Source organism: Lysobacter sp. DMC104, from assembly GCF_056313665.1.
In genome coordinates this window covers 196,969-218,910 of the sequence record NZ_JBQUZW010000001.1, presented here as the reverse complement: position 1 = coordinate 218,910, position 21,942 = coordinate 196,969, and the positions used below count along the sequence as shown (strand labels likewise).

Annotated in this window: 23 protein-coding genes; 12 read left to right on the top strand and 11 right to left on the bottom strand. The window is 70.3% G+C overall.

What is annotated here, in order from left to right:
• Nucleotides 1-127: 127 nt before the first annotated feature.
• Nucleotides 128-820: an EF-hand domain-containing protein gene (locus ACT53R_RS01045; protein WP_476169977.1), complete on the top strand. Its 693-nt coding sequence runs from the start codon at nt 128-130 to the stop codon at nt 818-820.
• Nucleotides 821-882: 62 nt separating this feature from the next.
• Here ACT53R_RS01045 and ACT53R_RS01040 read toward each other — a convergent pair whose 3' ends face one another.
• Together ACT53R_RS01040 and ACT53R_RS01035 are read right to left on the bottom strand one after the other, a co-directional pair.
• On the bottom strand, nt 883-1,743 hold the full coding sequence (locus tag ACT53R_RS01040; protein WP_476169976.1) for a hypothetical protein: 861 nt from the start codon (nt 1,741-1,743) through the stop codon (nt 883-885).
• Nucleotides 1,744-1,747: 4 nt separating this feature from the next.
• Entirely contained in the window at nt 1,748-2,644 is an 897-nt protein-coding gene (locus ACT53R_RS01035) for an acyl-CoA thioesterase (protein WP_476169975.1), read from the bottom strand.
• 149 nt (nt 2,645-2,793) lie between these two features.
• Here ACT53R_RS01035 and ACT53R_RS01030 point away from each other — a divergent pair, with 149 nt between their 5' ends.
• Entirely contained in the window at nt 2,794-3,654 is an 861-nt protein-coding gene (locus ACT53R_RS01030; protein ID WP_476169974.1) for a pirin family protein, read from the top strand.
• Nucleotides 3,655-3,858: 204 nt separating this feature from the next.
• Here the strand turns inward: ACT53R_RS01030 and ACT53R_RS01025 are convergent, their stop codons facing one another.
• Nucleotides 3,859-4,437 carry an N-acetylmuramoyl-L-alanine amidase gene (locus ACT53R_RS01025; protein ID WP_476169973.1) on the bottom strand — a complete coding sequence of 193 codons (579 nt, stop codon included), beginning with the start codon at nt 4,435-4,437 and terminating at the stop codon, nt 3,859-3,861.
• Between the two features lie 23 nt (nt 4,438-4,460).
• Between ACT53R_RS01025 and ACT53R_RS01020 the strand changes: the two genes are divergently transcribed.
• The 3 genes from ACT53R_RS01020 to rlmKL are packed head-to-tail and all read left to right on the top strand — an operon-like array spanning nt 4,461 to nt 7,676.
• Entirely contained in the window at nt 4,461-4,961 is a 501-nt protein-coding gene (locus ACT53R_RS01020; RefSeq protein ID WP_476169972.1) for an MOSC domain-containing protein, read from the top strand.
• 8 nt (nt 4,962-4,969) lie between these two features.
• Nucleotides 4,970-5,500 carry an alpha/beta hydrolase gene (locus ACT53R_RS01015; RefSeq protein ID WP_476169971.1) on the top strand — a complete coding sequence of 177 codons (531 nt, stop codon included), beginning with the start codon at nt 4,970-4,972 and terminating at the stop codon, nt 5,498-5,500.
• A 25-nt stretch (nt 5,501-5,525) separates the two neighbouring features.
• Nucleotides 5,526-7,676 (top strand): bifunctional 23S rRNA (guanine(2069)-N(7))-methyltransferase RlmK/23S rRNA (guanine(2445)-N(2))-methyltransferase RlmL, encoded by a 2,151-nt coding sequence (gene rlmKL, locus ACT53R_RS01010; RefSeq protein WP_476169970.1) that lies wholly within the window; start codon nt 5,526-5,528, stop codon nt 7,674-7,676.
• A 51-nt stretch (nt 7,677-7,727) separates the two neighbouring features.
• Here rlmKL and ACT53R_RS01005 read toward each other — a convergent pair whose 3' ends face one another.
• The 5 genes from ACT53R_RS01005 to ACT53R_RS00985 form a co-directional block, all read right to left on the bottom strand.
• Nucleotides 7,728-8,885 carry an extracellular solute-binding protein gene (locus ACT53R_RS01005; protein WP_476169969.1) on the bottom strand — a complete coding sequence of 386 codons (1,158 nt, stop codon included), beginning with the start codon at nt 8,883-8,885 and terminating at the stop codon, nt 7,728-7,730.
• A 205-nt stretch (nt 8,886-9,090) separates the two neighbouring features.
• Nucleotides 9,091-10,278: an extracellular solute-binding protein gene (locus tag ACT53R_RS01000; RefSeq protein ID WP_476169968.1), complete on the bottom strand. Its 1,188-nt coding sequence runs from the start codon at nt 10,276-10,278 to the stop codon at nt 9,091-9,093.
• 313 nt (nt 10,279-10,591) lie between these two features.
• Nucleotides 10,592-11,041: a hypothetical protein gene (locus ACT53R_RS00995; protein WP_476169967.1), complete on the bottom strand. Its 450-nt coding sequence runs from the start codon at nt 11,039-11,041 to the stop codon at nt 10,592-10,594.
• 166 nt (nt 11,042-11,207) lie between these two features.
• Entirely contained in the window at nt 11,208-11,675 is a 468-nt protein-coding gene (locus ACT53R_RS00990; RefSeq protein WP_476169966.1) for a hypothetical protein, read from the bottom strand.
• Nucleotides 11,676-11,889: 214 nt separating this feature from the next.
• Nucleotides 11,890-12,678 (bottom strand): cytochrome C assembly family protein, encoded by a 789-nt coding sequence (locus ACT53R_RS00985; protein WP_476169965.1) that lies wholly within the window; start codon nt 12,676-12,678, stop codon nt 11,890-11,892.
• Between the two features lie 74 nt (nt 12,679-12,752).
• Between ACT53R_RS00985 and ffh the strand changes: the two genes are divergently transcribed.
• The 6 genes from ffh (at nt 12,753) to ACT53R_RS00955 (ending at nt 16,899) form a co-directional block, all read left to right on the top strand.
• Nucleotides 12,753-14,120: a signal recognition particle protein gene (gene ffh, locus ACT53R_RS00980; RefSeq protein WP_476169964.1), complete on the top strand. Its 1,368-nt coding sequence runs from the start codon at nt 12,753-12,755 to the stop codon at nt 14,118-14,120.
• A 114-nt stretch (nt 14,121-14,234) separates the two neighbouring features.
• Complete coding sequence (rpsP, locus tag ACT53R_RS00975) at nt 14,235-14,495, top strand: 30S ribosomal protein S16 (protein ID WP_476169963.1); 261 nt, start codon at nt 14,235-14,237, stop codon at nt 14,493-14,495.
• 36 nt (nt 14,496-14,531) lie between these two features.
• Nucleotides 14,532-15,044 carry a ribosome maturation factor RimM gene (gene rimM / locus ACT53R_RS00970; protein ID WP_476169962.1) on the top strand — a complete coding sequence of 171 codons (513 nt, stop codon included), beginning with the start codon at nt 14,532-14,534 and terminating at the stop codon, nt 15,042-15,044.
• 22 nt (nt 15,045-15,066) lie between these two features.
• Nucleotides 15,067-15,834 carry a tRNA (guanosine(37)-N1)-methyltransferase TrmD gene (gene trmD, locus ACT53R_RS00965; RefSeq protein WP_476169961.1) on the top strand — a complete coding sequence of 256 codons (768 nt, stop codon included), beginning with the start codon at nt 15,067-15,069 and terminating at the stop codon, nt 15,832-15,834.
• A gap of 163 nt (nt 15,835-15,997) precedes the next feature.
• Nucleotides 15,998-16,393 carry a 50S ribosomal protein L19 gene (rplS, locus tag ACT53R_RS00960; protein WP_476169960.1) on the top strand — a complete coding sequence of 132 codons (396 nt, stop codon included), beginning with the start codon at nt 15,998-16,000 and terminating at the stop codon, nt 16,391-16,393.
• Between the two features lie 101 nt (nt 16,394-16,494).
• Nucleotides 16,495-16,899 carry an RNA-binding S4 domain-containing protein gene (locus ACT53R_RS00955; protein ID WP_476169959.1) on the top strand — a complete coding sequence of 135 codons (405 nt, stop codon included), beginning with the start codon at nt 16,495-16,497 and terminating at the stop codon, nt 16,897-16,899.
• A gap of 79 nt (nt 16,900-16,978) precedes the next feature.
• On the opposite strand, the gene katG is transcribed toward ACT53R_RS00955, so the two are convergent.
• The 3 genes from katG to ACT53R_RS00940 all read right to left on the bottom strand — a co-directional run bounded on the left by katG (nt 16,979) and on the right by ACT53R_RS00940 (nt 20,602).
• Nucleotides 16,979-19,186, bottom strand: a complete 2,208-nt coding sequence (gene katG, locus ACT53R_RS00950) for a catalase/peroxidase HPI (protein ID WP_476169958.1) — start codon at nt 19,184-19,186, stop codon at nt 16,979-16,981.
• 171 nt (nt 19,187-19,357) lie between these two features.
• The gene (locus tag ACT53R_RS00945) at nt 19,358-20,017 is read right to left on the bottom strand and encodes a DUF937 domain-containing protein (RefSeq protein WP_476169957.1); all 660 of its coding nucleotides are present in this window, start codon (nt 20,015-20,017) and stop codon (nt 19,358-19,360) included.
• A gap of 111 nt (nt 20,018-20,128) precedes the next feature.
• Nucleotides 20,129-20,602, bottom strand: a complete 474-nt coding sequence (locus ACT53R_RS00940; protein WP_476169956.1) for an Lrp/AsnC family transcriptional regulator — start codon at nt 20,600-20,602, stop codon at nt 20,129-20,131.
• A 93-nt stretch (nt 20,603-20,695) separates the two neighbouring features.
• Between ACT53R_RS00940 and ACT53R_RS00935 the strand changes: the two genes are divergently transcribed.
• Nucleotides 20,696-21,922, top strand: coding sequence for a trans-sulfuration enzyme family protein (locus ACT53R_RS00935; RefSeq protein ID WP_476169955.1), 1,227 nt, complete (start codon nt 20,696-20,698; stop codon nt 21,920-21,922).
• Nucleotides 21,923-21,942: the final 20 nt, after the last annotated feature.

Genomic DNA, 21,942 nt, shown 5'->3' with positions numbered 1-21,942 from the left:
CGGCGGATGTGACCCGCAGCCGAACGACCGCCCGTCGCGCCGGCCCCGGGACGGTCAACCGGCCGTCGCCCGGCGCGTTGCCAGTGCCATGCGGGCCGCCGGTCCGTTCCCGAACACGAGGATGCCCATGAAGCGCACGACCCTGCTTGCCCTCGGCCTGGCCATCGCCGGCGCCGCCCCGATCCTGCTCGCCCAGACTGCCCCCGGCACCGCGCCGGCCGGTCGTCCCGCTGCCGGCCAGCCCGGCCATCCCCCCAAGCTCGACGCCAACGGCGACGGCGTGATCGACCGCGCCGAAGCCGCGAAGTCGCCGCGCTTCGCCGAACAGTTCGACAAGTTCGACGCCAACCACGACGGCAAGCTCACCGCCGAGGAACGCCCGCAGCATCGCGGCCGTGGCGAAGGCCGTGGCGGTCGCGGCGGTGACAAACTGGCGCAGCTCGACGCCAACCACGACGGCGCCATCGATCGCGCCGAAGCGGCGAAGGCGCCGCGCCTGTCCGAGCACTTCGACAAGCTCGACGCCAACCGCGACGGAAAGATTTCCGCCGATGAGCGCCCGAAGGGCCATGGTGGCCGCCACGGTCCTGGTGGCCCGGGCGGCGACCGCGGCCAGCGCATGGCGCAGCTCGACAAGAACGGCGACGGCAAGTTCAGCCGTGACGAACTGGCCGGCCACGAGCGCGCGCTGTCGCACTTCGCCGACATCGACGCGAACAAGGACGGGTTCGTCACCCGCGAGGAAATGAAGGCCTACCACCAGGCGCATCGCGGCGAACGCGGTCCGCGCGGCCCGCAGGCGATGCCGCCGAAGTCCTGATCGGTCCGCGGCCCGGGCAATGCCTCGACGGCGAAGGTCGCCAGACCTTCGCCGTCGTCGTGTCAGGGCTTCGCGGGACCGAGGATGTCCCAGCGATCGCCGTCGCGGCGGACTTCGAGCCGGCGCGATGCTTCGGCCGGTTTGCCGCCCGGACGGGTGACGGCGATTTCGATCGCGCCGCCGCCGGAGCCGTCGGTGCGGTAGTCGCGCACGGCGATCGCCAGCGCGCCCGCGGCTTCGGCGCAGGCCGACTGCGGCGCCAGCGACCGGCCGTCGGCGGCCTTCAGCTGCGCAAGGACCGACTGCGAGGGATCGGCGCCGTCCACCGACAGGCAGACGTCTTTCGCGTCGCGGGCGGCCTGGAGCTCCTTGTCGATCAGCATCGCGGCCAGTGCGCTCGGGGTCGCGACCACGTAGCGGGCCTCGGTGCCGGTCGGCGCGAGGTATTCGGGCTTCGCCGGCGCGGCGTCGCTCGTCGCGGTGGCGTGCGATGCCGGTGCCGCGGGCGCGGCCGTCGGTGCGCCGGCCCGGTGCCAGGCCATCAGCCCGAACGCCAGTGCGATCGCGATGCCCAGCATCAGGCCTGCGCGGATGCGGAACGCGCGCCGCCGCGCGACGGCGTCGAGGGCGTCGTCGCCGCGGGTCACGGTCGACACGTCGAGATAGCGCGTGGGCGAGCGGCCGGAATCGAGCAGGCCGGCCTCGCGCAGGATCTGGCGCGCCTGCGGCTGGTCGTCGGACTTGACCACCCACACCGCGGGCTGCGGACCTTCGTTCGCGGATTCGCGATAGCTGAAGTTGCCGCGGCGCGCGCCCTTGTACGAGCGCCCGTTGGTGACGCGCACCTCGATGCCCTGTTCGCGCAGCAGTTCGGCGACGCGTTCGACGTTTTCCAGACGCGGGCTGGAGAAGACCTGGCGCATGCGGTCAGGCCTTGGGTGCGTCGACGGGAAGCACGCGGATCATGCCTTCCTGCGCGGTGCTCGCCACGAGCCGGCCGTCGAGGTCGTAGATCATGCCGCGGGCGAGGCCGCGCGCGTTCTGCGCGCTGGGGCTGTCGATCGAGTACAGCAGCCATTCGTCCGCGCGGAACGGGCGGTGGAACCACATCGCGTGGTCCAGCGACGCCATCTGCACGTTCGGCTGGTAATAGCTGATGCCGTGCGGGAACGTCGTGGTGCCCAGCAGATGGAAGTCCGAGGCGTAGGCGAGCAGCGCGCGATGCAGCTCGGGCGAATCGCCGACCGTCTCGCTCAGGCGGAACCACACTTGCTGGTAGGGCGGGCGCTTCGGCGGGTTGAGGTCGTCGCGCGGGTAGATCGGGCGGAATTCGAACGGCCCCATGCGGTTGAGCCAGCGTTGGATCTTGCTGGGCAGCGTCGCCAGCACTTCCGGCGACGGTGGCGCGGTCGGTGCGACGTCCTCCGGGCGCGGCACCTCGGGCATCGAGACCTGGTGCTCCGGGCCCGGTTCTTGGATCTGGAACGACGCGGCGAACACGAAGATCGGCTGGCCGTGCTGGATCGCCGTCACCCGGCGCACCGAGAAGCTGCCGCCGTCGCGGGTGCGGTCGACCTCGTAGACGATCGGCGCGGTGATGTCGCCGGCGCGCAGGAAGTAGGCATGCAGCGAATGCGCGGCGCGCGGGCCCTTGTCGGGATCGACCGCTGCCAACGTGGCCTGCGCCGCGGACAGCGCCTGGCCGACCACCTGACCGCCGAACACGTATTTGGTGCCGATGTCGCGGCTCTGGCCGCGGAACAGGTTGTCTTCCAGCCGCTCCAGCGACAGCAGTTCGATCAGTTCGGAGACGGGCGAGGTCATGGGCGTGCCGAGGGGAAGGTGGCCGGATTATAGGCAGCCCCGCCCGGCGCTGCCCCCGCCGGACGGCACGGGACGCAGCGTCGCGCGGCTGCGCTCGCCGGTCCCGGGCGCGCATGCGACCCTGTCGGCCCGTCCCGAGGCCCGCCGCCATGACCACGCTCGTCGCCCCCCGCGTCCACGATCTCGGCGGCTTCGAGGTGCGCCGCGCCGTGCCGTCGATCCAGGCCCGCAGCGTGGGCCCGTTCGTGTTCGTCGACCACATGGGCCCGGCGGTGTTCGCGCCGGGGCGTGGCATCGACATCCGCCCGCATCCGCACATCGGCCTGGCCACCGTGACGTTCCTGTGGGCTGGCCGCATCGACCATCGCGATTCGCTGGGCAGCGAACAGACCATCGGCCCCGGCGACGTGAACTGGATGACTGCGGGCCGCGGCATCGTGCATTCCGAACGCACGCCGCCCGGGCCGCGCGCCGAAGGGCACGCGCTGCACGGGCTGCAGACCTGGGTCGCGCTGCCGCGGGCGAACGAGGAGACTGCGCCGGCCTTCCACCACCACGCCGCCGCCACGCTGCCGGTGCTCGACGTGCCCGGCGGCCGGCTGCGCGTGGTTGCCGGCCGCGGTTACGGCGAGGAATCGCCGGTGCGCGTGTTCGCCGACACGCTGTACGTCGCGATCGATCTCGACGCCGACGGTGAGGTCGCGCTCGATGCCGGCCATCGCGAACGCGCGCTGTACGTGCTCGACGGCGAGGCGCAGCTCGATGGTGCGGACATTCCCGCGATGCATCTGGTCGTGCTCGACGACGGCGTGCGCCACCGTCTGCGCGCGAAGACGCCGCTGAAGGCGATGCTGCTCGGCGGCGAGCCGCTGGACGGCCCACGTCACCTGTGGTGGAACTTCGTGTCGTCGTCGAAGGACCGCATCGAGCAGGCGAAGGACGACTGGCGCGACGGCCGCTTCGGCCCGGTGCCGGGCGAAAGCGAGTTCATTCCGTTGCCGGAGCGCTGAGCCGACGCATCGTGATGCGTTGGTCCGATGTTGCGTTACGAGAATCGGAGCGGGGGCGAGTCGACCGATGTTCTGTCATCCCGAGTCGCAGGCGAGCGACCTGCAGGATGCCTTCGCTCCCGTCATCCCGGCGAACGCCGGGATCCCGCCTTGAACGCTTTTCCGGTTTTTCCCTTGTTTCGCTCGCGCAGCGAATCAGTTGGCTCAAGGCCGCAACCGCTCCCAATCCACCGCCTCCATGATCCGCGCCCACGGGAACAGCGGGCCGGGGTCGCGCTTGCGCGGGACCTGCACGGCGGGGTCGTCGACGGCCTGTTCCATCTCGCGGTCGAGATCCTCGTGGCCGGCGATGAACTTCACCGACGGGAACTGCGCCTGCAACTGCGCCAGCAGGCCGATCAGTGCGACGATCTGCGCCTCGGGATAGGGCTCGTCCATCGCCTGGTGCTTCGAATCGCGCCAATACGGGTATCGGCCGGTGTTGACCAGTTCGATCCCGATCGAGCGCGGGTTGTAGCCGCGCACGTGGTGGGCCACGCGGTCGGGGCGCACGTACAACGTGATGCCGCCGTCGCGATCGATGTAGTAGTGGCCGCTGTTGCCGGTGCCGCTGCCTTCGTACAGCACCTTCTCGCCGAACTCGCGCGCCGAGGCCAGCGTCGGCGTCTCGGTGCAGTGGATGACCACGAGATCGATCTGCGACAGCGGGCGCGCGTCGAGTTTCAGCTCGTACGGCAGGGGATCGACGTGGATGGGCGGCAGGGGCGGGAGGTCGGGCAGCATGGCCCGGATGCTAGCATTGCCGGATGTCGCTGCCGTCCCCCGATTCCGAACTCCACCGCCTGATGACGCAATTTCCGCGCCCGGGCACGGTGCGCTGGATCGGCCTGCGTGCGGCGCGCGGCGTGCCGATGCGCGAAGTCGAGGCCGCCGAGGCGGTGGCCGGCAAGGGCCTGGTCGGCGATCGCTATGCGTCGGGCAGCGGCAAGCGCGGCCTCACCCTGATCCAGGCCGAGCACCTGCCTGTGATCGCCGCGCTGTCGGGACGGGACGCGGTGCCGCCCGTCATGCTCCGCCGGAACGTCGTCGTCGAAGGCTTGCCGCTGATCGCGCTGAAAGGGCGCCGGTTCCGCATCGGCGACGCGCTGTGCGAAGGCACCGCCCCCTGCGATCCCTGCTCGAAGATGGAAGCCGTCCTCGGGCCCGGCGGCTACAACGCCATGCGCGGCCACGGCGGCCTGTGCGCCCGCATCCTCGAAGGCGGCTCGATCCGGCTCGGCGATGCGGTGACGTGGATCGAACACTGAAGGACACCATGCGCGGACACTGCATCCTTTCCCACGGCTTCGAGAGCGGCCCCGACGCCGGCAAGGTCACGGCGCTGGCCGCGGTCGCCGAGCGTTTCGGCTGGACCCACGAACGCCCCGATTACACCGATCTCGACGCCAAGCGCGCGGTCAGCGAACTCGGCGACGTGCCGACGCGGCTGGAGCGCCTGCGCGGGCTGGCGCGGATGGCGGCGAGCAGCGGGCCGCTGGTGCTCGCCGGTTCCAGCCTCGGCGCGTACATCTCGGCGCGGGTGTCGCTGGACGTGCCGACCGTCGGCCTGTTCCTGATGTCGCCGCCGCTGCGGATGGGGCCGATGCCGGGGCTCGATGCGGCCGCCGTGCCGCTGTCGATCGTCCACGGCTGGGACGACACGCTGATCCCCGCGATGGACGTCGCGCACTGGGCCGAGGCGCATCGCGCCCGCCTGCTGATGGTCGACGACGGCCATCGCCTCGATGCGCACGTGCAGGACGTCGCCGACGCCTTCGCGGCGCTGCTCGCCGGCCTGTCGGCCTGATCTTTTCCTTCCGGTGTCCTTCGACATGAAATTCTTCGTCAGCTGCGCGAAAGGCCTGGAATACCTGCTGGCCGACGAATTGCTCGCGCTCGGCTGCACGCGCGCGACCGCGGCGCGTGCCGGTGCGAACGCCGAAGGCACGCAGGCCGACGCACTCCGCGCGGTGCTGTGGTCGCGGCTCGCCAGCCGCGTGCTGTGGCCGATCGCCGAATACGACTGCGCCGACGAGCACGCGCTCTACGCCGGCGCGCGCGCGGTCGACTGGGCCGTGCACCTGCGCCAGGGCATGACCCTTGCGGTCGACGCGCACGTCTCCGGCGACGCGATCACGCATGCGCGCTACGCTGCGCAGCGGATCAAGGACGCCGTGGTCGACAGTGTCCGCGCTGCGGGCGGCGAACGTCCGGACGTCGATCTCGACGCGCCCGACCTGCGCCTGAACCTGGTGGTGCGCAAGCAGCGCGCCGTGCTGTCGGTCGATCTCGGCGGCGGCCCGCTGCATCGTCGCGGCTGGCGGCAGACGCAGGGCGAGGCGCCGCTGAAGGAAACCCTCGCGGCCGCGGTGCTGATGCGCGGCGACTGGTCGCGCGTGCATGCCGACGGCGGCGCGCTGCTCGACCCGATGTGCGGCAGCGGCACGCTGCTGATCGAAGGCGCGCTGATGGCTGCCGATGTCGCCCCCGGACTGATGCGCGAGGCGCAGGCGTTGCAGACGCCGTCGCGCTGGCGCCAGTTCGACGCGGTGACGTGGCGCGCGCTGCTCGACGAGGCCGAGGTGCGCGCACAGGCCGGTCGTGCCGCGCTGCGCGCGTGCATCCGCGGCAGCGATGTCGATCCGCATGCGGTCCGCGCCGCGCGCGAGAACGCGCAGCGCGCGGGCGTGGAGGACGCGATCACGTTCGACGTGCGTGATGTCGCCACGCTGCCGACGCAGCCCGAGGCGCGCGGGCTGGTCGTCTGCAATCCGCCGTACGACGCGCGTCTCGCGGCGGATCCGATGCTCTATCGCGCGCTCGGCGACGCGCTGAAGCGCGCGGCGCCCGCCTGGAAGGCGAGCCTGCTGTGCGGCGACGCGGACCTCGGGCGCGCCACCGGCCTGCGCGCGGCGAAGAAGTACCAGGTGTTCAACGGCGCGATCGAATGCGCGCTGATCGTCTGCGACCCGATCGCGCCGCCTGCGCGCGAGCGCCCGGTCGATGCCGCGCCGGTCGTGCTGTCGGAAGGCGCGACGATGGTCGCCAACCGCCTGCGCAAGACGCTGAAGGCGTCGAAGACGTGGCGCGAGCGCGAGGGCGTGCGCTGCTGGCGCGCCTACGACGCCGACATTCCCGAATATGCCGCGGCGATCGACGTCTACACCGACGACGACGGTGCACGCTGGCTGCACGTGCAGGAATACGCCGCACCCGCGGACATTCCCGAGGACATCGCGCGCGGCCGCTTCCGCGACCTGCTCGCCGGTGCGCGCGAGGCCTGCGACGTGCCGCGCGAACGCGTGGCGATCAAGACCCGCGCGAAGGGCAAGGGCGGCAGCAAGTACGCCGACAGCGGCGCGTTCAAGCGCGGCGAAACGCTGGCGGTGCGCGAAGGCGGCGCGCGGCTGATCGTCAACCTCTTCGATTACCTCGACACCGGCCTCTTCCTCGACCACCGGCCGATGCGGCTGCGCCTTGCGGCCGAGGCGAAGGACACGCGCTTCCTCAATCTGTTCGCCTACACCGGCGCGGCGACCGTGCACGCGGCGGTCGGCGGCGCGGCGCAGACCACGTCGGTCGATCTGTCGGCGACCTACCTGCAATGGTGTTCGGACAACCTGCGCCTCAACGGACTGGCCGGCGCACGGCATCGTCTGGTGCAGGCCGACGTGTTGGCGTGGCTGGAGTCGGACCGCGGCCAGTACGACCTCATCTTCTGCGACCCTCCGACGTTCTCGAACTCGGCGCGCGCCGACGATTTCGACGTGCAGCGCGACCACGTGCGCCTGCTGCGCGCGGCGGCGGCACGGCTGTCGTTCGGCGGCACCCTGTATTTCTCGAACAACTTTCGGCGCTTCCGGCTGGACGAGGCCGCGTTGGCCGACGTGCTCGACATCGAGGACATCACGCCGTCGACGCTGCCGCCGGACTTCGCGCGCAATCCGCGCATCCATCGCGCCTGGCGGATGCGCGCGCGCTGAGCGAAGAAGAGCGGGCCGGACGACGCGCGTCCGGCCCGGTGTCGTGTCGCGTCAGAGGCTGCCGTAGACGATCAGGTCCCACATCTGCTTGCGCGCCTTCGCCTGCGCGTCGTCGGGCTTGCCGGCGCTGCTGAGCTTGGCGCGCACGTCCGCCGGCGGGTAGATGCCCGGGTTGCGGGTGATGGCCTTGTCGACCAGCGACGTCGCGTCGCGGTTGGCGTTGGCGTAGGCGACCTCGTTGCTGATGCCGGCGATCACGGCCGGATCCATCAGGTAGTCGAGGAAGCGCTGCGCGGCTTCCGGATGCGGCGCGTTCTTCGGGATCGCGACGGTGTCGATCCAGCGGATCGCGCCTTCGCGCGGGATCACGTAGCGGATCTCGGGCGCGTCGCCACCCTTCTGCTTCGCCAGTTCCTCGGCGCGGGCCTGCGCCTGCTGCACGTCGCCGGAGAAGGTCAGCACGAGGCAGAACGTGCCGTTGCCGAGGCCTTCGATGATCTCGTCATCGTTGCCGTACTTGCGCACGTACGGGCGGATCGCGCCGTAGATCGCGCGCACGCTGTCGTTCGCCTGCGCGCTGTAGTCCTTGGGGTCGGCGCCCTTCCAGATCAGCGCCGGCGGGAAGGCTTCCAGTTCGTTGTCGACGACCGCGATGCCGCACGCGGACAGCTTCGCGGCGGTCGCGGGGTCGAACAGGAGGCCCCAGGTGTCCAGCGCCACGTTCGGACCGAGCACCGCGCGGGCCTTGGGCACGTTGATGCCGAGGCCGGTGGTGCCCCACATGTACGGCAGGATGTGCGCGTTGCCGGGGTCGATCGTGGCCAGTTCGGCCAGGATCGCGGGGTCGATGTGCTTGAGGTTCGGCAGCAGCTTCCTGTCCAGCGGCGTCAGCTGGCCCGCGTCGACCATGCGCGCGGCGTAGGGACGGGCGGTCGGGAACACCACGTCGTAGGCGTTCGGCGTGGACGCCAGCTTTTCCTGCAGGGCGTCGTTCGTCGAGTAGACGGCGTAGGTGACGTGGATGCCGGTCTTCTTCTCGAAATCGCTCAGCGTGTCCTTGCCGATGTAGTCGGACCAGTTGTAGACGCTCAGGGTCTGGTCCTTGCCGGAGGCGGCTTGCGCGCCATCCGGGGAGGCGTCCTTGCCGCAGGCGGCGAGGACGAAGGCGGTCGAGAGGGCAAAGGCCAGACGGATGACGGAATGATGCATGCTGCTCGGACTCCATGAAGGATTGGTCACGACGCAAGTGTGACGTGCGTCGCGACGTGGCCGAAAGCAAACATCGTGCCACCCTGGCGTGGTGCCGGAGTCAGGGTGGTCCCGCCTTGGTCGGCGGGCATCTGGAGGTGGGGGGGCGAACGCCTCCCGGAGGCATCGGACCGGGCGACCCGCGCCCGGCCCGCTGCAGGCTGCGTCAGAGGCTGCCGTAGACGATCAGGTCCCAGACCCGTTTCCGGGCCTTGGCCTGCGCCTCGTCGGGGCGACCGGCATTGGCCAGTTTCGCCCGGACGGCCGCCGGCGGGTAAATGCCGGGGTCGCCGGTGATGGCCTTGTCGACCAGCGGCGTCGCATCGGTGTTGGCGTTCGCGTACGCGACTTCGTCGCTGATCGCGGCGATGACGGCCGGGTCCATCAGGTGGTTCATGAAACGCAGCGCGGCTTCTGGGTGCTGCGCATCCTTCGGGATGGCGATCGTGTCGATCCAGCGGATCGCGCCTTCGCGGGGAATCACGTAGCGGATGTCGGGCGCTTTGCCGCCGGCCTTCGTTGCCTGCTCCGCGGCCCGGGCGCGCGCCTGCTGGACGTCGCCGGAATAGGTCAGCACGAGGCAATAGCTGCCGTTGGCGAGGCCGGAGATCAGATCGTTGCCGTTCTCGAACTTGCGGATGTGCGGCCGGATCGCGTCGTAGACGGCGCGCACGGTGTCGTTCGCGCCGTCGCTGAAATCGCGGGGATCCATGCCCTTCCAGAACAACGCGGGCGGGACGGCATCCAGGCTGCTTTCGAGCACGCCGATGCCGCACTTCGAGAGCTTCGATGCGTTGGCGGGGTCGAACAGCAGCCCCCAGCTGTCGAGGGGGGCGGAGGGGCCCAGCGCGGCGCGGATGCGATCGACATTCACGCCCAGTCCGGTCGTGCCCCACATGTAGGGAATGAGGTGCGCGTTGCCCGGGTCGCTCTCGGCCAGCTCGGCCATGATCGCGGGGTCGAGGTGCGACAGGTTGGGCAGCAGGCGCTTGTCGAGTTCGGCCAGTCGGCCGTCCGCCACCAGATCGCGGGCATAGGGCACGGCGGTCGGGAACACGACGTCGTAGGCGCGCGGCGAGGCCTTCAGCCGCTCCAGCAGGGCGTCGTTGTTGGCGTAGTTGCAGTAGTCGACCTGCAGGCCGGTCTTCGCCTCGAACGCGGCGAGGGTGTCCTTGCCGATGTAGTCGGACCAGTTGCAGACACTGATGGTGCCGGCATGTCCCGGGGGCGGAGCCGTGGCGGGTGCGGCGGCCGCGGGCGCGGGCGCGGCGGCGGCCGGGGTGTCGCGATCGCAGGCGGCCAGGAAGGCCAGGGCCAGCGAGAGGGTGATGCAGATGGTACGGGTTGGGTGCATGCGTTCCGACTCCTTCGGGTTGACGACTCCAAGATCCGGCGCGACGCCGACGCCGGACCCTCCCGTCGGGGAGGTCCGGTGGCGTGGTGTCCTGCTGGTGGCCGATCCGCGAGACATGCGGCGGCGGCCCACATCCTAATGGGGTTCCGGCGAGGGTGTCCGGATCGCCGTTCCGGAATCGGCATCGGTTTTCGCCCCGCTTGCGCGGGAGGGGCATGGCGGCGACGGCGGCCATCGGGTCGCCGCAGGAGTGCCGGGTCGGAATCCGACCCTCCGCGTCGCTTCCCGACGCGGAGGCTCGCGACGGGCGGTGTCAGCGGGCGGCGAAGCCGTCCTGTTCGAAGCGCAGGTCGCCGACGATCCCCTGGTAACGTTTCAGCGCGGCGGAGTCCTCGGTGAGGATCGAGACATGGACCATGCGGTCGGGGCCGAGCTTGGTCAGGGTTTCCCGGGCCAGTTCCTCGGGGCGACCGGCGATCTCCGCCCGGTACCACCAGATCTGTTCGCCGTGCAGCAGGCCGGCCTCTTCGCGCAGGCGGCTGTTGGGCTTGAACGGGGATTTCTTCGACAGAGTCAGCGCGAAAGCTTCGCCGCCGTCGTCCTTGCGCAGGGCGCGGCAGAGCAGGACGCTGTCGGTGCGCAGCACGGACCATTGCAGGTCCCCGGCCTGTTCCGGGAGCCGCGGGCACTGCGGCGCCGACTGGGCGGAAACGCTTCCGGCGGTGGCGAGCAGGAGCAGGGCGAACAGCGATTTGAACGACATGGCGGTATCCCTCGGCGCGAATCGGGTGCGTCATCCGTGTCGGCAGGCGAGTCCTGCAGGGAATGAAGCATCGAACGTGCCATTGGCGGCCGCTTTCGAAAACGCGGGATCGCCGGCCATGCCGAAGGCGGCCGTGCGGCCGCGCCGGGGGTGCGGATCGGCGGGATCAATCTTCCCGGTAGGCGGGGAAGGGCAGCGAGAGCACCATCTGCTGGCGTTCCGCCAGCAACTCGGCAGACCCGGCGCGCATGGAGACGTGGACAACCTGGTTGGCCGCCACGCGGATCAGCGTTTCGCGGGACTGGGCCTTGTCGTCGCCGGCGATCTCGCTGCGGTACCACTGGACCTCCTGGCCGTTGAGAGAACCGACTTCGGCACGGTCCCCGCGGCGCGGCCTGAACGGGGATTCCTCGCTGATCGTCAGCGCGAACCCTTCTTCTCCCGAGTCGATGAGCATGCCCCGGCACAGCAGCATGTTCGGCACCTTGAGCACTTCCCAGCGGATTTTCTGTGCAAGGGCTTCCGGCAGCGTCGGGCATTCGGACAGCGGGCCCTGGCCGGCGTTCTGCGCGCCGGCGTGCCCCGCCCAGACGGCGACGAGCGAAAGGAACCAGATCCGTAACAGCGATTTCACGACGCATCCCCCGTGGCCGAGCGTTGAGGGCTTCCATGCGAGCGGCAACGCGGACGCTCGCAGGACGAGTCGCCCGTTCCATGGACGATTCGATCGTCCCCGCCATCAGAAACTAAGGCACGACGGGCTTCGATTCCAGCCCCTGATCGCAATTTTCCCGCCGGAAGGCGGATCGCGACGGGCGCGACGCGCCTCGCGACGGCTGCAATCGATGTCAGCGGCGGCGCAGGACGAGTTCGAGCACGATGCCGCTGCCGAAGAAGGCCAGCACCAGCAGTGCCATCGCGACCAGCGTCCAGCGCACCGCGGTCGTGCCGCGCCAGCCATGGCGCCAGCGGCCCAGCAGCAGGCCACCGAATCCCAGCCACGACAGCACGCTGAATACGGTCTTGTGTGCGAGGTGCTGGGCCAGCAGGTCCTCGACGAACAGCACGCCGGTCAGCAGCGTCGCGGTGAGCAGCGCGAAGCCGACGGTGATGGTCCGGAACAGCAGGGTTTCGAGTTCGACCAGCGGCGGCAGCATCCGCAGCCAGCCACGCAGCCGGCGCTGGCGCAGCGCGCGCTCCTGCACCCACAGCAGCACCGCCAGCACCGTCGCCACCGCCAGCGTGGCGTAGGCGAGCAGGGCGCACCAGGCGTGCAGCAGCAGGCGCCAGTCCAGCGGCTGCACGTCGTGGCGGCCGAAGCTGCCGTAGAGCAGCAGGCAGGCGGCCGCGATGGGAAACACGATCACGCCGAGGGCGGCCATGCGTCCGCGCAGGCCCATCAGCACCGTCACCGCCGACATGCCCATGCCGACCAGCGACAGGGCCGAGAAGAAGTGGAGGTTCTCCCCGCCCGCCGCATGCCACGCCAGCCCGTGCGCGGTCAGGTGCGCGACCACCGCGGCCGCCGGCAGCAGCCACAGCGTCACGGGTACGCCGGGGCCGGCCTGCGACAGGCGGCGCGCGAGCAGGCCGGCGGACGCCAGGTACAGGGCGATCGCGATCAGGACGAGGGTCATCGCGCCAGTGTCGCATACGGCGACGGCGGCGCGCACGGCTTATAATCGCCGTCTTTTCCGCAGCGGTGCCCGCCATGTTCGAATCCCTCACCCAGCGTCTGTCCGGCACCATCGAGCGCCTGCGCGGCCGTGGCCGGTTGACCGAGGAGAACATCCGCGAGGCCACCCGCGAGGTCCGCATCGCGCTGCTGGAAGCCGACGTCGCGCTGCCGGTGGTGCAGGCGCTGATCGAGCGGATCAAGGTCCGCGCCGTCGGTCAGGAAGTGCTGAAGTCGCTGACGCCGGGCCAGGCGCTGATCAAGGTCGTCCGCGACGAGCTGACCGCGGTCATGGGCTCGACCGCGACCGAGCTGAACCTCAACGTGCCGGCGCCGGCGGTGATCCTGATGGCCGGCCTGCAGGGCGCGGGCAAGACCACCACGGTCGGCAAGCTCGCCAAGCACCTGAAGGAACGCCGCAAGAAGAAGGTGATGGTGGTGTCCGCCGACGTGTACCGTCCGGCCGCCATCGAACAGCTGAAGACGCTCGCGCAGCAGGTCGACGTGCTGTTCTTCCCGTCGGATCCGTCGCAGAAGCCCGAAGCCATCGTGAAGGCGGCGATCGACGACGCCCGCAAGTCCTACGTCGACGTGCTGATCGTCGACACCGCGGGCCGCCTCGCCATCGACGAAGCGATGATGGCCGAGATCAAGGCGCTGCACGCCGCGGTCAGCCCGGTCGAGACCCTGTTCGTGGTCGACGCGATGACCGGCCAGGACGCGGCGAACACCGCGAAGGCTTTCAGCGAGGCGCTGCCGCTGACCGGCGTGGTGCTGACCAAGACCGACGGCGATGCCCGCGGCGGTGCGGCACTGTCGGTGCGCTACATCACCGGCCGGCCGATCAAGTTCATCGGCACCGGCGAGAAGACCGACGGCCTCGACGTGTTCCACCCGGACCGCGTCGCCAGCCGCATCCTCGACATGGGCGACGTGCTGTCGCTGGTCGAGCAGGTCGAGCAGCAGGTCGACAAGGACAAGGCCGCGAAGCTGGCCGAGAAGGTCGTGAAGGGCAAGAAGTTCGACCTGAACGACATGAAGGACCAGCTCGAACAGATGCAGAACATGGGCGGCCTGCACGGCCTGATGGACAAGCTGCCGGGCATGGGCCAGATCCCGGACGCGGTGAAGAACCAGGTCACCGGCAAGGAAGTGCCGCGGATGATCGCGATCATCAACTCGATGACGAAGAAGGAGCGCCGCCATCCCGACCTGCTCAACGGCTCGCGCCGCGCCCGCATCGCCCGCGGCGCCGGCCTCACCCCGGCCGACGTCAACCGTCTGATGAAGCAGTACCAGCAGATGGAAAAGATGATGAGCAAGCTCAGCAGCGGCGGCATGAAGGGGCTCATGCGCGGCATGAAGGGCATGATGGGCGGCCGCGGCGGCATGCCGTTCCGCTGATCGGGCGGCCCTGCGGGGCTTGGAACGATGACCGGGGTTCCTCGGCGCGGATCGACCCGCTATACTTGCCGGCTTACCCTGCCATCCCGGCAGCTGGGCAACACCGAGAAACTCATGGTCAAGATCCGCCTTACCCGCGGCGGCGCGAAGAAGCGCCCCTTCTACCACATCATCGTCACCGACAGCCGCAACGCCCGTGACGGCCGCAACATCGAGCGTCTGGGCTTCTACAACCCGGTCGCCGCCGGCAACGAGAAGCGCGTCGAGATCGATCTGGAGCGTGCCAAGTACTGGGTGGGCACCGGCGCCCAGATGACCGACAAGGTCGCCGACCTGTACAAGCAGGCGGCCAAGGCCGCGGCTCCCGCCGCCTGATCCCGGGCCGCGCCCCACGCGCGGCCACTGCACCGCATGAACGACCCGACGCGCCGCATCCTCGTAGGCAGGATCCACGGCGCGTTCGGCGTGCGTGGCGAAGTGAAACTCGAATCCCTGACCGAGCCGGAAGGCAATCTGCTCCGCTACCAGCCGTGGATCCTCCGCGATGCGCTGGGCCGCGAGCGCGAGGTCACCGGCGCGCGCGCGCGTCCGGGTGGCAAGGGCCTGATCGGCACGCTGCCGGGCGTCGACGACCGCGACGTCGCCGAGGCCCTGCGCGGCGCCGAACTCTTCGTCCCGCGCAGCGCGCTGCCGCCGCCGCGTGACGGCGAATTCTACTGGGTCGATCTCGAAGGGCTGCGCGTGTCGAATCTCGACGGCGTGGACTTCGGTACCGTCACCCACGTCTTTTCCAACGGTGCCAACGACGTGCTGGTCACGCGCGGCGACCGCGAGCGGATGATTCCGTGGGTCCGCCCGGATTTCGTCCGCGAGCTGGATTTCGACGCCGGCCGCATCGTGGTCGACTGGGATGCGGATTTCTGAGCCGCGACGCCGGCCGCCCGCCATGCGCATCGACATCGTCAGCCTGTTCCCCGACTTCGTCGTCCAGATCGCCGGCCACGGCGTGGTCGGGCGCGCGCAGGAACGCGGACTGCTGTCGATCCACGGCTGGAATCCGCGTGACCATGCCGAAGGCAACTATCGCCGGGTCGACGATCGTCCGTTCGGCGGCGGCCCGGGTATGGTGATGCTGATCGACCCGCTGCGTTCGGCACTGCAGGCCGCCCGCGATGCCGACCCGCGGCCGGCCCGGGTGGTCTACCTCAGCCCGCAGGGCGCGCCGCTGACCCAGCCGAAGGCCCGCGAACTGGCGGAACGGGAGCGCCTGATCCTGCTGTGCGGACGCTACGAGGGCGTCGACGAACGCCTGTTGCAGGCCGAGGTCGACGAGGAGCTGTCGATCGGCGACTACGTGCTGTCCGGCGGCGAACTGGCCGCCGCGGTGGTCGTCGACGCCACCGCCCGGCTGTTGCCCGGGGCGCTGAACGACGCCGAATCCGCCGCCCAGGACAGTTTCGAGGGCCCTGACGGCCTGCTGGACTGCCCGCATTACACCCGGCCGGTGGAACACACCCTCGGCAGCGTTCCGCCGGTGCTCCTGTCCGGCCACCACGCCGAGATCGCGAAATGGCGGCGCCAGCAGTCGCTGGGCCGCACCTGGCTGCGGCGGCCGGACCTGATCGACCGGGCGGCCCTGTCGAAGGCCGACCGGGCCCTGCTCGACGCCTTCCTGGCCGAGCGGGACCACGACGGGGCGCCGGCGGATCCCTGACCGGGCGCCTCTGGTGTCGCTGGGAATTTTTCCTTTACAATGTGCGGCTTACCGTCGAACAGGATGGTAAGCAGGCTCTGCCATGACGCGGGTCCACGTGCACTCGCGCAATTACAGCTTCGGCCCACGATGGCCAGGCACCAACAACAAGGCTCCCGCAACCATGAACAAGCCCTCGCTCAATACGCTGCTGCAGCAGTTCGAAGCCGAACAGATCCAGCGCCAGCTGCCGGACTTCGGTCCCGGCGACACCGTCATCGTCAACGTGAAGGTCAAGGAAGGCAATCGCGAACGCGTCCAGGCCTACGAAGGCGTGGTGATCGGCAAGAAGAACGCCGGCCTCAACTCTTCCTTCACGGTGCGCAAGATCTCGCACGGCTACGGCGTCGAGCGCGTGTTCCAGACCCACAGCGCCGCGATCGACTCGGTGCAGGTGAAGCGCCGCGGTGCGGTCCGCGCCGGCAAGCTCTACTACCTGCGCAACCTCGAAGGCAAGAAGGCGCGCATCAAGGAAGACCTGTCGATGTACGCCAAGGGCAAGGCTCAGGCCGACGCCTGATCCATTGCGCCACGCATTCCCGCAACGGCCGCCGCAAGGCGGCCGTTCGCGTTTCCGTGGCATAGACTTCCGATCATCCCGGGTTCCGCATCCGCCTTCGCATGACCTCACAGGACACCACGACCACCATCCGCCTCGATCTCTGGCTCTGGGCCGCGCGGTTCTTCCGCACGCGCAGTCTCGCGAAGCAGGCGATCGAGACCGGGAAGATCGAGGTCGGCGGCCAGCGGGCGAAGGCTTCGCGCGGCGTGCGCGTGGGCGACGCACTGCGCATCGTGCGCGGCGACGAAGTGTTCGAGATCGAAGTGCTGGGGCTGAGCGACCAGCGCGGTGCGGCATCGGTCGCGCAGGCGCTGTATGCCGAATCCGACGCGTCGAAGGCGCAGCGCGCGGCGACACTCGCGACCTTGCGCGCGGCGCGAGCGGGCCACCAGCCGCCGGAGACGAAACCCGACAAGCGCGCGCGGCGCCTGATCCGGGCGCTGGGCGACATCGACGCGCTCTGACCGTCTGCGACACCGGAAAAACGATCGCCGTTGCGGACGGCCTGCGCCCGCGACGGCGATGTCGGTCGTGCACCGTCGATCAGCGCAGGTCGAACCGATCCAGCTGCATCACCTTCGTCCAGGCCGCGACGAAATCCCGCACGAATGTCGCCTGCGCATCGTCGGCGGCGTAGACCTCGGCGATCGCGCGCAGCTGTGCGTTCGAGCCGAACACGAGGTCGACGACGGTCGCCGTCCACTTGCGCATGCCGGTGGCGCGGTCGATGCCTTCGAGCACGTTCGGGTCGTTCGCCGAGCGCTGCCAGCGCGTGCGCATGTCGAGCAGGTTCACGAACACGTCGTGGCTCAGCACGCCGGGGCGATCGGTGAGCACGCCGTGGCGCGTGCCGCCGACATTCGCGTCCAGCGCGCGCAGGCCACCGATCAGCACGGTCATTTCCGGCGCGGTGAGCGTGAGCAACTGCGCGCGATCGATCAGCCGTTCCGCCGCGCTCGCCTCGAGACCCGGCTTCGCGAAGTTGCGGAAGCCGTCGGCCTGCGGTTCCAGCACCGCGAACGAGGCCGCGTCGGTCTGCGCGTCGGTGGCATCGGTGCGACCGGGCGCGAACGGCACCGTGACCGCATGCCCGCCGGCCCGCGCCGCGGCTTCCACCGCCGCTGCGCCGCCCAGCACGATCAGGTCCGCCAGCGACACGCGCTTGCCGCCGGTCTGTGCAGCGTCGAAGTCGGCCTTCACGCGTTCCAGCGTCGCCAGCACCTTCGCCAGCCGCGCCGGTTCGTTCGCGGCCCAATCCTTCTGCGGCGCGAGGCGGATGCGCGCGCCGTTGGCGCCGCCGCGTTTGTCGCTGCCACGGAACGTCGACGCCGAGGCCCACGCGACGAACACCAGGTCCTGCACCGACAGGCCGCTGGCCAGCAGCGTCGTTTTCAGCGACGCGATGTCGCCTGCGTCGATCAGCGGATGGTCGACGGCGGGCACCGGGTCCTGCCAGATCAGCGTTTCATCCGGCACGAGCTTGCCGACGTAGCGGGCGCGCGGCCCCATGTCGCGATGGGTGAGCTTGAACCACGCACGGGCGAAGGCGTCGGCGAACGCCTGCGGATCGGCATGGAAGCGGCGCGCGATTTTCTCGTACGCCGGATCGAAGCGCAGCGAGAGATCGGCGGTGGTCATCATCGGCGGATGCCGCAGCGACGGATCGTGCGCGTCGGGGATCATGTGCTCGGGCTTCGGCGATGTCGGCGTCCACTGGTGTGCACCGGCGGGGCTCTTCGTCAGCTGCCAGTCGTTGCCGAACAGCACGTCGAAGTAGCCGTTGTCCCAGGTGGTCGGGTTCGGCTTCCACGCGCCTTCGATGCCGCTGGTCGTGGCGTGCACGCCGACGCCGCTGCCGTGGCGGTTCGCCCAGCCGAGGCCTTGTGCCTCGATGCCGGCGGCTTCGGGCTCCACGCCGACCAGCGACGGATCGCCGGCGCCATGCGCCTTGCCGAAGGTGTGGCCGCCGGCGATCAGCGCGACGGTTTCCTCGTCGTCCATCGCCATGCGCGCGAAGGTCTCGCGCACGTCACGGCCGGAGGCGACGGGGTCGGGATGGCCGTCCGGGCCTTCGGGATTCACGTAGATCAGGCCCATCTGCACCGCCGCCAGCGGATTCGCCAGCTCGCGGTCGCCGGAATAGCGGCTGTCGGGTTTGTCGCTGGTCGCCAGCCATGTGGTTTCGGCGCCCCAGTCGATGTCCTGCTCCGGCGCCCAGACATCGGCGCGGCCGCCGGCGAAGCCCAGCGTGCGGAAACCCATCGATTCCAGCGCGACGTTGCCGGCGAGGATCATCAGGTCGGCCCAGCTCAGCTTGCGGCCGTACTTGCGCTTGATCGGCCACAGCACGCGGCGCGCCTTGTCGAGGTTGCCGTTGTCCGGCCAGCTGTTGAGCGGCGCGAACCGCTGCGTGCCGTTGCCGGCACCGCCGCGGCCGTCGTGGATGCGGTAGGTGCCGGCCGAGTGCCAGGCCATGCGGATGAACAGCGGGCCGTAGTGGCCCCAGTCGGCCGGCCACCAGTCCTGCGAGTCGGTCATCAGCGCGGTGAGGTCGGCGACGACGGCATCGAGATCGAGCGTGGCGAATTCGGCGGCGTAATCGAAGTTCGCGCCCATCGGGTCGGCCTTCGCCGGATGCTGGTGCAGCAGGTCGACGTTCAACTGGTTCGGCCACCAGTCGCGGTTGCCGCGATGCGCGCCGGTCGCGGGACGGGCGGCGCCCGAGAACGGGCATTTCGGTTCGGTCGTCATGGGTGTCGCTCCTGAAGAGGTGCGCCCACGGTATGCCTTTGCGAGAGATCGTGAAAATCGTTTGTTTCGACGATTTCGATAGTCAATGACTATCTATCGGGGGCCGAGCGCCGGACACGACGACGGCGGGCCTGCGCCCGCCGTCGTGGCGATGTCCTCCGTGCCGGAGGATCAGCGGTTGCCGCCGCCCAGCAGCCCGCCGCCGATCTTCAGCAGGTCGCCGAGGCCCAGTTGGCCGTCGCCGTCCTGATCGAGCACGGCGCCCAGCAGGCCGCCACCGACGCCGCCCTGCTGGCGGACCGCCTGGTGCTCCTGCCCGAGGATCGCGCCCAGCACCTGCGCCGTGGCGCCACCGCCCAGTCCCGCGCTCGCGGCCGGCGCGCCGCCGCTGTTGTCCGCACCGCCGGCGAACATGCGCTTGGCGAGGTAGGCCAGCACGATCGGGGCGAGGATCTTCATCAGTTGCCCGGCGCGGTCGCTGCCGAGGCCGGTGGCGGTGCCGAGGTGCTGCTCGGCGGTCGCCTGCTGGCCGCCGAAGATGTGGCCGAGCATGCCGGCGCCGTCGGTCTGCCGGGACTGCGCGCCGCCGAGGACCATGCCGAGCAGGCCGCCGAGATCCGGGGTGCCGGCGTGGTCGCGCTGGAGTGCACCGAACAGCGCCTCGGCGCCCTGCGGCTGGCTGGCGTTCTTGCCCAGCGCGCCCAGCAGCAGCGGCAGGGCGGCACCCACCGCGCCCGCGGCCTTGCCGTCGTCGACGCCGAGCTGCTGCGCGATCTGCTGCAGCGGCGCGCCCTGGAGCTGGGAAAGGAGGTCGTTGGTGAGTGCGGTCATTGCGTGACTCCTGGTGCGGGCGGCCCTGCCGCGGAAGAGACGGCTACTGTAGCGCCCGCTCCGCAATCGATGTCGCCGCTCCGGGCTTTTTTCGCCGGCCGGCTGGGCGCGTCATTCGGTCGGGACCGCGGTCGGTGGCAGCCCGGTGTTGCGGTGGAAGTCGAAGATCAGGTGGGTCTCGATATGCACCACTTCCGGCCGCTCGGTGAAGGCGGCGAGGGCGAACTCGCGCAGGTGTGCGCTGTCGCGCACGCCCACGTGGACGAGGAAATCGTCGGCGCCGGCGACGTGATAGAAGGCCAGCACCTCCGGCAGTTCGCCCAGGTGCGCGTGGAAGCTTTCGACCATCACGCGCGAGTGCTGCTGCAGCCTCACCGCCACCAGTGCCTGCAGGCCGATGCCCAGCGCCTCCGGCGCGATCTCGGCATGGAAGCCCTGGATGGCCTTGGCCTCGCGCAGGCGGCGGATGCGCTCCAGCGCGGTGGACGGCGCGATGCCGACCCGTTCTGCGAGTTCCTTGTTCGGCAGCCGCGCGTTCTTCCGCAGCAGGCGCAGAAGCTCGAAGTCGATTCGGTCCAGCAGCATGGCGGGTGCCCCTTCACGAAATAATGTTCGGACAGGGTCTGCATGGTCGCACGGGATTCCAGAATGGCGCCATTCGCCAGAACGGAGCCCGCCATGTCCGCCGATGTTCCGCGCCTCCCCGAGGCCCGTCTCGACACCCTGGCCGTGCATGCCGGGCGCGAGGATTTCGCCGACCTCGGCGTGCACGCGCCGCCGATCGACCTTTCCAGCACCTATCCGGTGCCCGATCTCGGCGTCGGCACCGCCAGCTTCGATGCCCTCGTCGGCGGTGGGGCGAGTGCGGCCAATCCGATCTACGCCCGCCTGTACAACCCGACCGTGGCCCGGGTCGAGCGCGCGATCGCCACGCTGGAAGGCACCGACGCCTGCGTCGCCTTCGCCTCGGGCATGGCCGCACTGACCGCGCTGCTGCTGGCGGCCCGTGGCCGTGGCGGCCACGTGCTGGTGGTGCGACCGCTGTACGGTACGTCCGACCACCTGCTCGCGAGCGGTCTGGCCGGGCTCGAGGCCGAGTTCGTCGAAGCGCACGAGATCGCTGCGCGCCGTCGCGCCGACACCGCGCTGGTGCTGATCGAGACGCCGGCCAACCCGACGCTCGATCTCGTCGACATCCACGCCGTGGTCGCGGCCGCGGGCGACGTGCCGGTGGCGGTGGATTCGACCTTCGCGACGCCGGTGCTGCAGCGCCCGGCCGAACTCGGCGCGACCTACGTGCTGCACAGCGCGACGAAGTTCCTCGGCGGCCACGGCGACGTCGTCGCCGGCGTGATCTGCTGCGCGGAGGACGACGCGAAGCCGCTGCGCCAGGTGCGCGCCGCCACCGGCGGGCTGCTGCATCCGCTGGCCGCGTTCCTGCTGCATCGCGGTCTGCCCACGCTGGCGCTGCGCGTGGAGCGCGCACAGGCGAACGCGATCGACCTCGCGAACCGGCTGGTGACGCATCCGGCTGTCGCCAAGGTGTTCTTCCCCGGCCTCGGCACCGTGCGCAACGCGCATCTCGTCGGCACGCAGATGCGCGGCCCGGGCACGCTGATCGCGTTCGAACTGCACGGCGGCCACCCCGCGGCCGCGGCGGTGATGCGCCACGTCGCGCTGCTCACGCCCGCAGTCAGCCTCGGCTCGGTCGACACGCTGATCCAGCATCCCGCCGGGCTCACCCACCGCGTGCTCGACGACGCCACCCGCACGCGCTGCGGCATCACCCCGGGGCTGCTGCGCCTGTCCGTCGGCATCGAAGCGGCGGACGACCTCTGGGCCGATCTCGCGCAGGCGCTGGAGCGCGCCAGCGTCGCCACCGTCCCGCTGCGCGACGCGGCCTGACGCGACGCGGGTCGTGTCGC

Coding starts and splice junctions, on each gene's coding strand:
- ACT53R_RS00940 (WP_476169956.1), bottom strand. CDS start 20,602: ATGCTGCTGGACCGAATCGACTTCGAGCTTCTGCGCCTGCTGCGGAAG.
- ACT53R_RS00945 (WP_476169957.1), bottom strand. CDS start 20,017: ATGACCGCACTCACCAACGACCTCCTTTCCCAGCTCCAGGGCGCGCCG.
- ACT53R_RS00985 (WP_476169965.1), bottom strand. CDS start 12,678: ATGACCCTCGTCCTGATCGCGATCGCCCTGTACCTGGCGTCCGCCGGC.
- ACT53R_RS01015 (WP_476169971.1), top strand. CDS start 4,970: ATGCGCGGACACTGCATCCTTTCCCACGGCTTCGAGAGCGGCCCCGAC.
- ACT53R_RS01045 (WP_476169977.1), top strand. CDS start 128: ATGAAGCGCACGACCCTGCTTGCCCTCGGCCTGGCCATCGCCGGCGCC.
- ACT53R_RS01020 (WP_476169972.1), top strand. CDS start 4,461: ATGTCGCTGCCGTCCCCCGATTCCGAACTCCACCGCCTGATGACGCAA.
- ffh (WP_476169964.1), top strand. CDS start 12,753: ATGTTCGAATCCCTCACCCAGCGTCTGTCCGGCACCATCGAGCGCCTG.
- ACT53R_RS01005 (WP_476169969.1), bottom strand. CDS start 8,885: ATGCATCATTCCGTCATCCGTCTGGCCTTTGCCCTCTCGACCGCCTTC.
- ACT53R_RS01000 (WP_476169968.1), bottom strand. CDS start 10,278: ATGCACCCAACCCGTACCATCTGCATCACCCTCTCGCTGGCCCTGGCC.
- ACT53R_RS01040 (WP_476169976.1), bottom strand. CDS start 1,743: ATGCGCCAGGTCTTCTCCAGCCCGCGTCTGGAAAACGTCGAACGCGTC.
- ACT53R_RS00995 (WP_476169967.1), bottom strand. CDS start 11,041: ATGTCGTTCAAATCGCTGTTCGCCCTGCTCCTGCTCGCCACCGCCGGA.
- rplS (WP_476169960.1), top strand. CDS start 15,998: ATGAACAAGCCCTCGCTCAATACGCTGCTGCAGCAGTTCGAAGCCGAA.
- ACT53R_RS01025 (WP_476169973.1), bottom strand. CDS start 4,437: ATGCTGCCCGACCTCCCGCCCCTGCCGCCCATCCACGTCGATCCCCTG.
- ACT53R_RS01030 (WP_476169974.1), top strand. CDS start 2,794: ATGACCACGCTCGTCGCCCCCCGCGTCCACGATCTCGGCGGCTTCGAG.
- trmD (WP_476169961.1), top strand. CDS start 15,067: ATGCGCATCGACATCGTCAGCCTGTTCCCCGACTTCGTCGTCCAGATC.
- ACT53R_RS00955 (WP_476169959.1), top strand. CDS start 16,495: ATGACCTCACAGGACACCACGACCACCATCCGCCTCGATCTCTGGCTC.
- rpsP (WP_476169963.1), top strand. CDS start 14,235: ATGGTCAAGATCCGCCTTACCCGCGGCGGCGCGAAGAAGCGCCCCTTC.
- katG (WP_476169958.1), bottom strand. CDS start 19,186: ATGACGACCGAACCGAAATGCCCGTTCTCGGGCGCCGCCCGTCCCGCG.
- rimM (WP_476169962.1), top strand. CDS start 14,532: ATGAACGACCCGACGCGCCGCATCCTCGTAGGCAGGATCCACGGCGCG.
- ACT53R_RS01035 (WP_476169975.1), bottom strand. CDS start 2,644: ATGACCTCGCCCGTCTCCGAACTGATCGAACTGCTGTCGCTGGAGCGG.
- ACT53R_RS00935 (WP_476169955.1), top strand. CDS start 20,696: ATGTCCGCCGATGTTCCGCGCCTCCCCGAGGCCCGTCTCGACACCCTG.
- rlmKL (WP_476169970.1), top strand. CDS start 5,526: ATGAAATTCTTCGTCAGCTGCGCGAAAGGCCTGGAATACCTGCTGGCC.